The organism is Serratia sp. GW822-FHT06E05 (assembly GCF_058799445.1).
This window is the reverse complement of record NZ_JBXALM010000001.1, coordinates 266,100-278,822: the sequence shown is the minus strand read 5'-3', so window position 1 is coordinate 278,822 and position 12,723 is coordinate 266,100. Positions and strand designations below refer to the sequence as shown.

The window sequence follows — 12,723 nt, the reverse complement described above, 5'->3', positions numbered from 1 at the left end:
TTACTGCTCCCCGCCGTTAGCCGTCGGTGGTTTCACATCAACCGCTTTGACCTCAACGCCCGCAGCCACCTTATTGGTGCCTTCAACGATCAGACGGTCACCGGCATTCAGGCCCTTGCTGACCAGCCAGTTGCTGCCGATAACCTGCTCGGTAATGACCGTGCGTTGCTCCACTTTGTTTTGCGCGTTAACAACCAGCGCCGTGGCTTCGCCCTTGGCGTTACGGGTGATCCCCTGCTGAGGCGCCAAAATCCCCTTGGGATCGACGCCGTTGTCTACCGTGGCGTGAACATACATGCCGGGCAGCAATTCGTGCTCGGGATTAGGGAACACCGCACGCAGGGTGACGGAGCCGGTCGACTCGTCTACCGCCACTTCCGTCAGCTCCAGTTTACCGGGGTGGGTATATGGCGTGCCGTCCTCGAGTTTGATGGCTACCGGCGTGACATCGTCACGTTTCAGCGATGCCTGCTGTTTACGCAGTTTGAGCAATTGACTGCTGGACTGAGTGAGATCGACATAAATCGGATCGAGCGCGCGAATGGTTGCCAGGGCGTCGGTCTGACTGGCGGTCACCAAAGCACCCGGCGTAACGGAGGAAATGCCGATACGGCCGGAGATAGGCGCGCGCACCTGAGTGTACGCGAGATTGATTTTGGCCGACTCCAAAGAGGCCTGATACTGTGCGACGGCGGCAACCGCCTCCAGATAGGTTGCCATGGCATCATCCGCATCCTGTTTGGAAACGCCATTCTCTTTTACCAGTGCGGCGTAACGCTGCGCCTTCAGGCGGCTGGACTTCACGGTGGCCTCAGCGCTTTTCAACTGAGCGGCAGCCTGATCGTAGCTGGCCTGATAGGTTGCGGGGTCGATCTGATACAGCACCTGTCCGGCCTTGACCTCGGCACCTTCGGTAAACAGGCGTTTTTTGATAATGCCGTCCACCTGAGGACGAACGTCCGAGGTCATGGTGGCGTTCACGCGGCCGGTCAAATCGCTGCTCAGCGTTACCGGTTGAGCCTGCAGCGTCGCGACACCCACTTCTTGCACGCTACCGGCGCCGGCGGGTGCTCCACCGCTCTGGCCATCACAAGCGGCCAGCAATAGCGACAGGCTGACAAGTAAAACCTTTTTCCTTTGCATCGACTATCTATCCTATTGAGAACGTTTATTCTCAATATATAGAAAGCGCCGTTTTTAGTCTGACAGGGTTGCGTAAGGATTGCGTAAAATTGCATCGCAGAGCATGAGGAGAACCGGTGCGCGCCTGCTTTACGCACCGGTTTTGGCGGTTTTACTTATGGCGAAGCGGCACGTCTTTCAGCAACCAGGTCAATGCAAAGGCCAGCGCCATGACCCCGGCGGCAATCTGATACACCGAGTGAATGGCCCCGCCAAAGGCTTGCAAATAGTCGTTCTGCAACGTCAACGGCAGATGATGCACCGCCGCCGCGCCCAAAGAACGCGGTAACGCCGTTCCTTCAGGCAGCAAGCTGGCCAACCGACTGTGCAGCACATTGGTAAAAATCGCGCCAAACACGGCTACCCCGATGGATCCGCCGATAGAGCGAAACAGCGTAGCGCTCGAAGTGGCAACGCCCATGTGTTTTGGCTCGACGCTGTTTTGCGCCGCCAGGATCATCACCTGCATCACCATACCCAATCCCAACCCCAGCAGGCTGATGTAGAGATACAGCAGATGTACCGGCGTCGAGTTTTTCAGCGTCCCCAGCAGAATCATGCCTACCAGGGCACAGCAGGTGCCTATAATCGGGAAAATACGGTATTTGCCGCGCTTACTGATTAACCGACCGCTAACGATGGAGCTGATCATGATCCCGCCCATCAGCGGCAGCAGCTGCATCCCGGCCTGGGTCGGCGTGGAATTCTTCACCACCTGCAAATACAGCGGCAGGAAAGTCACCGAACCAAACAGCGACATACCGACGATAAAGCCGACCAAGGCGCACAGCAAAAAGGTCCTGTTGCGGAATAAGTCGAGCGGAATGATAGGCTCGCTCGCCAGGCGTTCTTCGTAGATAAACCCGCCCAATGACACCAAACCAAAGGCCAAAATGCACCACAGCTGCCCGTCAGACCAGGCCATGACCGTACCGCCCTGACTGGTAAACAAAATAATGCAGGTCAGCGCGGCAGCCAGATAGCTGGCCCCCAGGAAATCGATTTCATGCTTGACCCGATTGACCCTGGATTGGAACACCGCGCCAATCACCAACAGCGCGAAAATCCCCAGCGGCAGGTTGATATAGAAAATCCAGCGCCATGAGAAATGCTGCACCAGCACCCCACCAATCAACGGGCCCACCACCGTCGCCAGGCCGAATACGCCGCCAAACAGGCCCTGATAGCGTCCGCGTTCGGCCGGCGGGATCACATCGCCCACCACCGCCATGGTGACGACCAGCAAACCGCCACCGCCCAACCCCTGCAGGGCACGCATCAGGATAAGCTGGGTCATGTTTTGCGCCAATCCGCACAGCACCGAGCCGAGCAGGAAGACCACAATGGCAATCTGCAGCACGATTTTACGCCCGAACAGATCGCCGAACTTGCCATACAGCGGCACCACTATCGTCGATGCCAGCAAATAGGCGGTGACTACCCACGACAGATTTTCCAGGCCACCGAACTCGCCAACAATGGTCGGTAATGCAGTAGAGACAATGGTTTGATCGAGCGCCGCCAGCAACATGACCAGCAGCAATGCGGAGAACAACAGCCGGATCGAGGGCGCCTGCCCAGACGCCCTGCCGCTGTCTTCACTGCCTGCCAGATGACTGATCCCCATTTAGATGAGCTCACTTGTAATTAATTAATCGAGTAATTAATATATGAGTGATTCTTTTCTCCGGTCAATGGATCTCACCGCGATGACAGCACAAAACGTTCAAGCCCCGCGCCGCCCTGGTCGGCCGAGCGGCGGCACCAAGGGCACAGAAAAACGCGAGCACCTGCTGGACACGGCGCTTAATTTATTTGCTCGTCAGGGCATTGCCGATACTTCGCTCAATGCCATTGCCCGTGAAGCCGGCGTCACCCCCGCCATGCTCCACTACTATTTTCACAACCGCGAACAGCTGCTGGACGTGCTGATCGAAGAGCGTTTCCTGCCGGTACGGCTGGCCGCCGGCAGCGTTTTCGACGCCAATGCGGACGATCCTATTGCCGCCTTCACCCAACTGGCCCAAAGGTTTATCGATATCTCCATCGCGCATCCCTGGTTCGCCCCACTGTGGTTGCGAGAAGTGATGAGTGATAACGGCGTACTGAAGCAACGGATGGATGAGCGTTTTGGTGATGCGCAGCGCAAAGCGGCCCTGAAGTCGATTATGCGCTGGCAGGCAGAAGGCAAGCTGAGTGCCGATCTGGAACCCTCTTTGCTGTTTATCACCCTGTTTGGCATGACGCTGCTGCCGCTGGCCACCGCGCCGAAATGGCACCGCGACAACAACAGCAGCAACGGCCCGCAGCGCGCTGAAGTCATCGCGCGGCATGCCATTGCATTATTAAGCTACGGGCTGGGACCGCAGCGCTAGAACGAGATCCATTTTGGTGCGACTCGCTCCTCCAACGAGCGTCATGTCGCATCGGTATGGCTCCTTGTCCTCTGCTACCGCTAACTGTCTAGCTGGCACCCTTTTTGCTTTGGCTACTCCTGCTAATTTGGCTTGTTAATCAGGGGTAGCTTATGTTTCAAACAATTAGACTGGCTTTGCTCTGCTTCACCTTCAGCTTTACCGGCGTGGCAAACGCCGCCGGGGACTTACCGCACATCGTGATTTTAGCCACCGGCGGCACCATCGCCGGCTCTGCGGCTAGTAATACACAAACCACTGGTTATAAGGCTGGGGCACTGGGAGTGGAAACGCTGATTGCAGCGGTGCCGGAAATGCAGAAAGTCGCCCGCGTAGACGGCGAACAGATTGCCAATATCGGCAGCGAAAACATGACCAGCGATATCCTGCTCAAGCTGTCCAAGCGGGTCAATGAGCTGCTTTCACGCAGTGATGTGGATGGCGTGGTGATCACGCACGGAACCGATACGCTGGACGAATCGCCGTACTTTCTTAATCTGACGGTCAAGAGCAACAAACCGGTGGTGTTTACCGCCGCGATGCGCCCTGCCACGGCCATCAGCGCCGACGGCCCAATGAACCTGCTGGATGCGGTCACCGTTGCCGCCGACAAGCAGTCCGTGGGGCGTGGCGTTATGGTCGTTCTGAACGATCGCATTGGCTCGGCCCGTTTCAGCACCAAAACCAACGCCACCACGCTGGACACCTTCAAGGCCCCGGAGGAAGGCTATCTGGGCGTAATTGTCGGTGGCAAGCCCTACTTTGAAACCCGAGTCGACAAGATCCACACCACTCGCTCGGTATTTGACGTACGTGATGTCAAGGTGCTGCCAAAAGTCGACATTATTTATGGTTATCAGGACGACCCTGAATACATGTACGATGCGGCCATTCAGCATAAAGTGGATGGCATTGTTTACGCTGGCACCGGTGCCGGCTCGGTCTCAGTGCGCAGCTCTGCCGGGATCAAAAAAGCGGAGAAGGCCGGTGTGCTGGTGGTTCGCGCCAGCCGCACCGGCAGCGGTATTGTCCCCGAGGACAGCGGGCAACCTGGCCTGGTGTCCGATTCGCTCAACCCGGCCAAGGCGCGTATTCTGCTGATGCTGTCGCTGACCAAAACCCATAATCCTCGCGTCATTCAGGATTACTTCCACACGTATTGATCCGCGTTCTCTCGACAGGGCCAAGGCTGGCCCTGTTGTAACAAGACTTAAATGGCCGGCAGCTGACTGGTCACGCAGTGGATGCCCCCACCGCCAGCGGCGATAGCGTCGATATTCAACTGAACCACTTCACGCTGCGGGTAAAGCGCCGTCAATAATTCCAAAGCTGCGGCATCCGCCTCAGCATCGCCAAACTCCGGGGCGATAATCGCGCCGTTGATGACAAAGTAATTGATGTAACCGGCGGCAAAATCCGCATTGCCCTTGCTGAAGCGGCTACGGCGTGGATCCAGCGGTGGCGACACCGTATGCACCTGTATCTTGCGGCCATCGGCATCCGTGGCCTGTTTGAGGATCGCCAAATGATCCAGTGTGACCTGATGGTCGTAGGACTCAGGATCGCTGTCCAGATTGGCGATCACCACACCTGGGCTGACGAAACGGGCGTAAAAATCGACGTGAGCGTCGGTAATGTCTTTGCCTTTAATCCCCGGCAGCCAGATGATTTTTCGCAGGCCCAGCATCGCTTTGAGCTCTTGCTCTACCCGCTCACGGCTCCAGCCAGGGTTGCGGTTGCGATTGACCCAACTGCTCTCGGTCATGATGCCGGTGCCATGACCATCCACCTCGATGCCCCCGCCTTCTCCTGTCAAAGCGCTGCGGCGCAGTGGGTTAACGCCGAAATGTCTGGCCTGGAAAGCGGCCAACTGAGCATCTTTACCGTGCCGTTGCTTATTGCCCCAGCCGTTAAAGTTGAAGTCCACCGCCGCCAATTCACCCGCGTTGTTGGTAACGAAATTGGCAGCGATATCGCGCATCCAAATATCATCGAGCTCGGTAATGACAAAGGTCACATTGTGGCTACCGCATTTTCTCTCCGCTAACTCTCGTTCACGTTCGCGACAAAATACCGTCAGCGGCTGGTAAACCGCGATAGCACGGGCAATGCGCCCCAGAGCATCTTGCACGTCCGCCGTGAACGACCCCCAAATCGCCCGCTGTGCGCCAAAAGCGATAAAGGCGCATTGCTGAGGCTCCCCCTCATCGGGCATGCGCCAGTTCCCGCCAGCCGTTTTCTGAGCCGCGTGGCTGGACAATGATGCCAGCCCCATCGAGGCCGTCAGGCTAATGCCGGCAATCAGGGAAGCCTGTTTGATAAATTCACGACGTGTTGACATGGTTTGCTCCTGTATTGCCGCCAAAATAATAAGCTAAACTATTCAGCAAAAGACGGCGTGATGTCGATAACATCTATGTTATTCCTTTTATTCCGGGTAAAACAAAGGATACATTTAGCGGACACCTGATTAGATAGGCTTATCAATAATGTTAAAGCACTGGCCCCCGATGAACGCCCTGCGCGGTTTTGAAGCCGCCGCCCGGCTGGGCAGTTTCCACCAGGCCGCCGATGAGCTGCACCTCACTCAGTCGGCGATCAGCCAACAAATTCGCAGCCTGGAAGCCTTCCTGGAGCAACCGCTGTTTTTCCGTAGCGGCCGCAGCGTCAGCCTGACCGATGCCGGTCAGGATCTCTACAGCACCGCCCAGGTGATGCTGCAACAGTTGGCCGTTGGCATCCGCCGTCTGGAGCAGTACCGCAAGCCCAACCAGTTGATCGTCAACACCACGCCGGCGTTCGCCCGTCACTGGCTGGTTCCGCGCCTTAAAAGCTTCCACCGGCAGCACCCGGATATCGACCTTTGGCTGTTCACCACCTTCGACCCGCCGGATATGGCGACCGAAACCGTCGATCTGGCGATCCGTGACGATCTCAGTGCGCAAATTGAATGTAGCCTCAAAATGCTGCATCAGGATCGGCTCTATCCGGCTTGCCATCCTGAGCTGCTGAAACAGGACAAGGCACAACGCACCACCCTGCACGGCGAACGCGAGATGGACTGGAGCCATTGGGCCGTTCAGGGCGGCACCAACGTTGGGCAAAGCAGCCACGGCCTGAACTTCTCCGATCCCGGCCTGCTGTTGGATGCGGCCTGCGACGGCCTGGGCATCGCTCTGGTCAGCGAACTGCTGGCGCAACAGGCTCGGGCGCGTGGGGTGTTGCAGCCGATGACGGAGCAAAGCGTACGTGGCCCTCAGTGGGCCTGGCTTATTCATCGCGATAGCGAGAACAACCCGCTCACCCGGCATTTTTGTGAGTGGTTACTAACCCAATTGCCGGCGGTGATTTAACGTTCTACCTCACGCTTCCAAACGCCGGATAAAGCGCGGCAGATTGAGCGGTGCTACTTTCAATCAAGCGCCAGAACAAGCTTAAACAATGGTGCTAAGTGGTTGTTGAGATTGAATTCACCTGTCATCGTTCAATTCGAAAAGGAAAGGCTATGCATACTGGTTTATTGAAAACATTGGCACTCAGCGTGGCGCTGGCCACCCTCAGTCCTTCGGTATTCGCCGCTAATCTGAACGCCGGTGCCGTGGCGGCGCCGGATCAATATGGTGCCAAAGTGGCCGAACAAATTTTGAAGGCCGGCGGTAATGCCGTCGATGCTGCGGTCGCCACCGCCTTTACGCTGGCAGTGACCTACCCGGAGGCCGGCAACATCGGCGGCGGCGGTTTTATGACCCTGTACGTCGACGGCAAGCCCTACTTCCTCGACTACCGGGAAGTCGCCCCCAAAGCGGCCACCAAAACCATGTACCTCAACGAAAAAGGCGAAGTGATCGAGAACCTCAGCCTGGTGGGCACCAAGGCCGCCGGCGTACCCGGCACGGTACTCGGGCTGTGGGAAGCGCATAAACGCTTCGGCAAGTTGCCCTGGGCAGAACTGCTGACCCCGGCTATCGGCTATGCGCAACAAGGCTTTAAGGTGGCCGGCCAGCAATACCAATACCGTGAGGATGCCAATAAGCTGTTCGCCGACAAAACCAACTTCGGCGATTACTTTGGCAGCATGAAACCCGGCGCGGTGTTTAAACAGCCGGAGCTGGCCAAAACGCTGGAACGCATCGCCAACAAAGGCGCTGACGACTTCTATCAGGGGGAAACGGCCAAGCTGCTGATCGCCCAGATGCAGCGCGATGGCGGCCTGATCACCCAGGAGGATCTGACAGACTACCGGGTGAAATGGCGCGAACCGATGAAAATCGCCTGGCGCGGCAATACCCTTTATACCGCCCCGCTGCCGAGCTCCGGCGGCATCGCGCTGGCGCAGTTGCTGGGCATAAAGGAAGATCGTGCTGCCGATTTCAAAGGCGTTGAGCTGAACTCCGCCCGCTATATTCACTTACTGTCGGAAATCGAAAAGCGCGTCTTTGCCGATCGCGCCGATTACCTCGGCGATCCTGACTTTGCCAAGGTGCCGGTTGCTCAATTGGTCGCCCCGGATTATTTGCAAAAGCGGGCTGCGGAGATCAACCCGACCGCCATTTCACCGACCGAGAAGGTGCGGCCTGGGTTGGAACCCCATCAAACCACGCATTTCTCGATTGTTGACGCGCAGGGTAACGCGGTCAGCAATACCTATACGCTAAACTGGGACTTCGGCAGCGGCGTGGTAGTGAAAGGGGCAGGCTTCCTGTTGAATGACGAAATGGACGACTTCAGCGCCAAACCGGGCGTGGCCAATGCCTTTGGCGTGGTCGGTAGCGACGCCAACGCCATTGAACCGGGTAAACGCATGCTTTCGTCCATGAGCCCGACCATTATCACCCGCGACGGCAACGTTAGTCTGGTGATTGGTACCCCTGGCGGTTCTCGCATTTTCACCTCGATTTTCCAGGTGATAAACAATCTCTATGACTACCAGTTACCGCTGCAACAAGCGGTGGCCGCGCAGCGCGTCCATCACCAACTGTTGCCGAAAGACACTATCTTCTACGACGCTTTTGCTCCACTGACCGGCAAAGTGGCTGAACAGTTGAAAGCGATGGGTTACACACTGGAAGATCAGGGCTGGTACATGGGGGACATACAGGCGATCCGCGTCAAGGGTGACACGCCGGAAACCGCCTCCGATCCGCGTGGCCGCGGTGTGGGGCTGGTAGTGAAAAAATAACGATAAAACACCGGGCGGATCCGTTAGAGGTACGCCCGGTGTTTTTGTTTCTATTTGGCGACTGCAGCAGAATTAACCCCGGCGTTCGCCAGCTCGCCATACACTACCTGGCCACGGAAGCCGCGCCGAACCTGCTGGAACAATGCGCGGAAGGCAGGATAATCCTGTGCCTGACAGAGCGCGTCCTTACCGCGAACGGCATTCAGCTGTAGCCGATGATTGACCACCACCTGTTGCCCTTCGAGCTGCCATTCAACCTGGTATTTTCCGGCCGCATTGCTGAACTGCTGGTTCTTGGGGATGGCGATAATCGGCACGTTGGCGGGCAGGTGCAGGCGATAGGTCTCGTCGTACTGCTGCGCGGTGCAGAAGAACGGCGTTTCGTTAGTCGGGGCGGACGTCGTCGAGTAAAGCGTACGGAAAGACTTGCCGCCGGGCGGCGTCGGTACGGCCATACCGCCCACCACGCTGAAATCGACATAATCCTCGGCTTTGAATTTATAACTGTAGGCAAACGGCTTTTTGAGATCGAACGCATCGCCGTGCATCGCGATAACCCCACGGCCATCAATGCCTGAGGACGCCATGATGTTCTCTTCGACTCGCGTCCGGTTCTGCTGATTGATTTGCGAGAAATAACCTCTCAGGTCGATCTCATCCACCTCACCCAGCTTGCGTTCAGTTTGGCCTCGCATATTGCCCGCTTTATCGAAGTAGAAGTCCACGCTGAGCGACGTATTGTTGCGCTGTTCGTCATTGTCAGGGGTACGCGCCAGTTTGGCTTCGCGCGTCAGCAGGACCGGAGCCCCAAGGTCAGCCCCCGGCAGTTGGCCAAATCGCGCCCAGGGGCTGGTAGAATCCAGATACAGATTGAACTCCGGCACGTAGGTAATCGCGTGGTTAAAGCGCCCCAGCAGCGGCACCTTCGGCAATATCGGCCCTTGGTCCATGCCGATCAGCACCGGTGAACTGACGATGCCCTTGGCGGCCAGCAACGCCTCGAGCATCACCACATGATCCTTGCAATCGCCATAGTGATTATCCAGGATGCTCTGCGCCGAATTCGGCTCCAGCCCGCCGTTGCCCAAATAGACCGCCACATAACGAATATTCTGCGCCACCCAGCGATAAATCGCCGCCGTCTGCTCACGACGGTCGCTGATGCCGTCGGTAATTTTATCCGCCAACGCCTGGATCGCCGGGGTCACCTTGGCCGCCTGATTGGCTTTCTGTTGATAGGCTTTGGCCAGCTGTGGCCATTCGCGGTAGGTACTGGCCATGATGGTTGGGCTGAATGTCCAGCTGTTCGCCGACCAGTTTTGCGCTTTCAGCGGTTCACTGCGCCGGTAATGCCAGCGCCAGTGGGCCTGACCGTCACGGATCTGCGGCTTATCTGCGCCCTCTACTCCTCGGGTAAAGACATGCATCGGCACATTGGCCGGCGCCTGCAAATTGACCTCGGCGTCATCAAACTGGTCGAAGACGCTGAAGGTTTCCCACAGGCCGAAGTAGTCTGGGAAGTACGGGGTATTTTGCGTGCGCAACACCTGATACATCACGCGAGAACCGGGTGCCAGGTTGGAGAAGACGATCACCTTTACCTTGCGATCGGCATACAGTGGCGCAGAGGCGCTGGAGTAGCTTTCCTGGGTATAAATGCGATCGGGCGCGACATCATGGCGCTGTCCATCGGCCGTCAGCGTATAGGCCGAAACCACCTTCAGCGTTTCCATTTTTTCGCTGTAGCTCAGGCGGATTTGGCTGAACTTCTCGACTGCCGCCTTGGTTTTGAGCAGCACCTCATAGCTCTCGGTCTTGGTGTTGCTGGCATTGGCATGGACTTGATAATCCGCGCGGTAACGCACAAAGCTGAAATCATTGCTAACGGCGGCATCCTTGGTGGCGACCGACGGCGCTTCCACGGCCAACAGCGTTGCCGGGTGCGTCGCCGCCAGTCCAGCGGCCAACACGAGAGAAGGGATGACAATTTTCATCTTCGTTCCTTGAAGTTTTTTAAACGATAACAGTGACATTGATAAAGTGCGGACCACTGGCGCAAGAGCGGCACACTAATACAACTGAGAATCGTTTTCAATAAAATACCGATTCGGCCGGGTGTGCCCGACCTAACCCTGCTCTATCAACATGACAGCCGTAGTATCGTTCTCCAAAGCGTCAAAAATATGCTCGCGGTCGGCGGAATAACTGATGTAATCCCCTGCGTTCAATTCTACCGGCTGGTCCGTCGGCCCGACTAACGCCCTGCCACTGCTGATAATCACATGCTCAATGGTACCCGGCATATGCGGCCGCGAAATGCGGGCTTCGCCCGGTTGAACCTGTAGACGGTAAATATCGCGCTGTGCCCCTGGCGGGCAGGTCGCCAACAGGGTGACGGCGTAGTTGGCCTGTTCGGAAACCGTGGTCACCCCTTCATGGGCACGGATCACCTGTACGTGTTGGCGTGGCTGAGAAATCAACCGGCTGACCGGCACATCCAACGCCATCGCCAACGCCCACAAGGTTTCCAGGCTGGGGTTGCCGCTGCCGGTTTCCAGCTGCGAAAGCGTCGATTTTGCAATGCCGGCTCGGCGAGCCAATTCGGTAACCGAGAGGCCCAATCGTTCGCGTTCACGGCGAATGGCGGCCGAAAGCAGGCCGATGGGCGTAGCGTTATTGCTGACAAAGTCGCTCATTGTTCACCATATCGTTCGTTTGTTCGGCTTGACGAACAACCGTCAAGCGTTCATCATAATGTTCAATTGTTCATTTTAATGATAACCGCCAACGGCGGCAAGCGCACTAGCAGGGAGAAGGCAAATGAAGATAAGAACCGGCGGCGTATTACAGATGACCCTCGCCATGGTCATTTCCGGAACCGTGGGCTGGCCGGTAATGCTACTGGGGCAGCCGCCCGCTACGGTGGTTTTCTGGCGCTGCGCGTTTGGCGCGCTAGCGATGCTGATCGCCTGCGCCCTGCTTGGCCTGCTTAAAAAAGACATGTTAACCCGACGTCAGGCTGCCATTGCGGTGCTGGGCGGCGTCGCCCTGGTGCTGAACTGGGTAATGTTGTTCGGCGCTTACAGCCATGCCTCTATTGCGGTGGCGACCGTCACCTACCACGTCCAGCCCTTTATGCTGGTTGGGCTCGGGGTGCTGTTTTTCGGCGAAAAAATGACGGCGACAAAGTTTGGCTGGCTGCTACTGGCCTTCGTCGGCATGTTGCTGATCATTAGCGGTAAACAAGATGGTGGCGATTCCAGTGCCGATTACTTCACTGGCGTGTTGCTGGCGCTGGGCGCTGCCTTTATGTATGCGGTAGCGGCGGCGATCGTCAAGCGTTTGAAAGGGGTGCCGCCGCACCTGATCGTGCTGATTCAGCTCACTCTGGGCGTCGTACTGCTGGCACCGTTCGCCGGCTGGGCCCAACTGCCGTCGACGGCTAACGGCTGGTTGCTGCTGGCGACCCTGGGTCTGGTGCACACCGGGCTGATGTCTTCCCTGCTGTACAGTGCCATCCAGAAAATCCCCACTGCCCTGGTAGGCGCGTTGTCTTTCGTCTATCCCCTGGTGGCGATTATCGTCGACTGGGCGGTATTCGGACACCGCCTTAGCCTGATGCAGCTGTCGGGCGCCGCCGCCATCTTGCTTGCAGCAGCGGGCATGAACTTTGGCTGGCGGCTGGTACGGGCGAGCAAACCCGTGCGCGTGGCCGGTGATCAACAACCCTGAGCGCGATTTTTAAAACCGTTCGTTGCCGAATAATAAGCGAAACGCCTATCCCAAAAATATCAAAAGCTCAGCGAATTAACGTATTCGCCCTGGCCGGCAAGAGCTGTTATTTATTTAACCAGACACGGGAGGAGTTAACGATGGCACGCTACGTGTGGAATGACCGACTGAAGCAGAGCATTCGTTTCAGTTACTGGAATGAGCTGTGCGTTATTG

10 protein-coding genes are annotated in these 12,723 nt (G+C 57.2%); 5 read left to right on the top strand and 5 right to left on the bottom strand.

Going from position 1 to position 12,723, the window contains the following annotated elements; translation table 11 throughout:
* Positions 1-1,143: an efflux RND transporter periplasmic adaptor subunit gene (locus tag AC1RKC_RS01230; protein ID WP_234529652.1), complete on the bottom strand. Its 1,143-nt coding sequence runs from the start codon at positions 1,141-1,143 to the stop codon at positions 1-3.
* A 151-nt stretch (positions 1,144-1,294) separates the two neighbouring features.
* The gene (locus tag AC1RKC_RS01225; RefSeq protein WP_048758860.1) at positions 1,295-2,809 is read right to left on the bottom strand and encodes an MDR family MFS transporter; all 1,515 of its coding nucleotides are present in this window, start codon (positions 2,807-2,809) and stop codon (positions 1,295-1,297) included.
* Between the two features lie 82 nt (positions 2,810-2,891).
* On the opposite strand from AC1RKC_RS01225, the gene AC1RKC_RS01220 reads away from it, so the two are divergent.
* Together AC1RKC_RS01220 and fraE are read left to right on the top strand one after the other, a co-directional pair.
* Positions 2,892-3,557, top strand: a complete 666-nt coding sequence (locus tag AC1RKC_RS01220; RefSeq protein WP_234529651.1) for a TetR/AcrR family transcriptional regulator — start codon at positions 2,892-2,894, stop codon at positions 3,555-3,557.
* A 152-nt stretch (positions 3,558-3,709) separates the two neighbouring features.
* A complete protein-coding gene (gene fraE / locus AC1RKC_RS01215; RefSeq protein WP_234529650.1) occupies positions 3,710-4,759 on the top strand; it encodes a fructose-asparagine asparaginase in 1,050 nt (349 codons plus the stop codon).
* A gap of 47 nt (positions 4,760-4,806) precedes the next feature.
* Here the strand turns inward: fraE and AC1RKC_RS01210 are convergent, their stop codons facing one another.
* Complete coding sequence (locus AC1RKC_RS01210; RefSeq protein WP_234529649.1) at positions 4,807-5,937, bottom strand: agmatine deiminase family protein; 1,131 nt, start codon at positions 5,935-5,937, stop codon at positions 4,807-4,809.
* A 148-nt stretch (positions 5,938-6,085) separates the two neighbouring features.
* Between AC1RKC_RS01210 and AC1RKC_RS01205 the strand changes: the two genes are divergently transcribed.
* Together AC1RKC_RS01205 and ggt are read left to right on the top strand one after the other, a co-directional pair.
* Positions 6,086-6,949 carry a LysR family transcriptional regulator gene (locus tag AC1RKC_RS01205; protein ID WP_234529648.1) on the top strand — a complete coding sequence of 288 codons (864 nt, stop codon included), beginning with the start codon at positions 6,086-6,088 and terminating at the stop codon, positions 6,947-6,949.
* Positions 6,950-7,101: 152 nt separating this feature from the next.
* Entirely contained in the window at positions 7,102-8,775 is a 1,674-nt protein-coding gene (gene ggt / locus AC1RKC_RS01200; RefSeq protein WP_234529647.1) for a gamma-glutamyltransferase, read from the top strand.
* Between the two features lie 50 nt (positions 8,776-8,825).
* Here the strand turns inward: ggt and AC1RKC_RS01195 are convergent, their stop codons facing one another.
* Positions 8,826-10,769, bottom strand: a complete 1,944-nt coding sequence (locus AC1RKC_RS01195) for a DUF3857 domain-containing protein (RefSeq protein WP_493092224.1) — start codon at positions 10,767-10,769, stop codon at positions 8,826-8,828.
* Positions 10,770-10,901: 132 nt separating this feature from the next.
* Positions 10,902-11,471 carry a helix-turn-helix domain-containing protein gene (locus tag AC1RKC_RS01190; RefSeq protein WP_128865256.1) on the bottom strand — a complete coding sequence of 190 codons (570 nt, stop codon included), beginning with the start codon at positions 11,469-11,471 and terminating at the stop codon, positions 10,902-10,904.
* 124 nt (positions 11,472-11,595) lie between these two features.
* Between AC1RKC_RS01190 and AC1RKC_RS01185 the strand changes: the two genes are divergently transcribed.
* On the top strand, positions 11,596-12,507 hold the full coding sequence (locus tag AC1RKC_RS01185) for a DMT family transporter (RefSeq protein ID WP_128865255.1): 912 nt from the start codon (positions 11,596-11,598) through the stop codon (positions 12,505-12,507).
* Positions 12,508-12,723: the final 216 nt, after the last annotated feature.

Coding starts and splice junctions, on each gene's coding strand:
- AC1RKC_RS01230 (WP_234529652.1), bottom strand. CDS start 1,143: ATGCAAAGGAAAAAGGTTTTACTTGTCAGCCTGTCGCTATTGCTGGCC.
- AC1RKC_RS01225 (WP_048758860.1), bottom strand. CDS start 2,809: ATGGGGATCAGTCATCTGGCAGGCAGTGAAGACAGCGGCAGGGCGTCT.
- AC1RKC_RS01220 (WP_234529651.1), top strand. CDS start 2,892: ATGACAGCACAAAACGTTCAAGCCCCGCGCCGCCCTGGTCGGCCGAGC.
- fraE (WP_234529650.1), top strand. CDS start 3,710: ATGTTTCAAACAATTAGACTGGCTTTGCTCTGCTTCACCTTCAGCTTT.
- AC1RKC_RS01210 (WP_234529649.1), bottom strand. CDS start 5,937: ATGTCAACACGTCGTGAATTTATCAAACAGGCTTCCCTGATTGCCGGC.
- AC1RKC_RS01205 (WP_234529648.1), top strand. CDS start 6,086: ATGTTAAAGCACTGGCCCCCGATGAACGCCCTGCGCGGTTTTGAAGCC.
- ggt (WP_234529647.1), top strand. CDS start 7,102: ATGCATACTGGTTTATTGAAAACATTGGCACTCAGCGTGGCGCTGGCC.
- AC1RKC_RS01195 (WP_493092224.1), bottom strand. CDS start 10,769: ATGAAAATTGTCATCCCTTCTCTCGTGTTGGCCGCTGGACTGGCGGCG.
- AC1RKC_RS01190 (WP_128865256.1), bottom strand. CDS start 11,471: ATGAGCGACTTTGTCAGCAATAACGCTACGCCCATCGGCCTGCTTTCG.
- AC1RKC_RS01185 (WP_128865255.1), top strand. CDS start 11,596: ATGAAGATAAGAACCGGCGGCGTATTACAGATGACCCTCGCCATGGTC.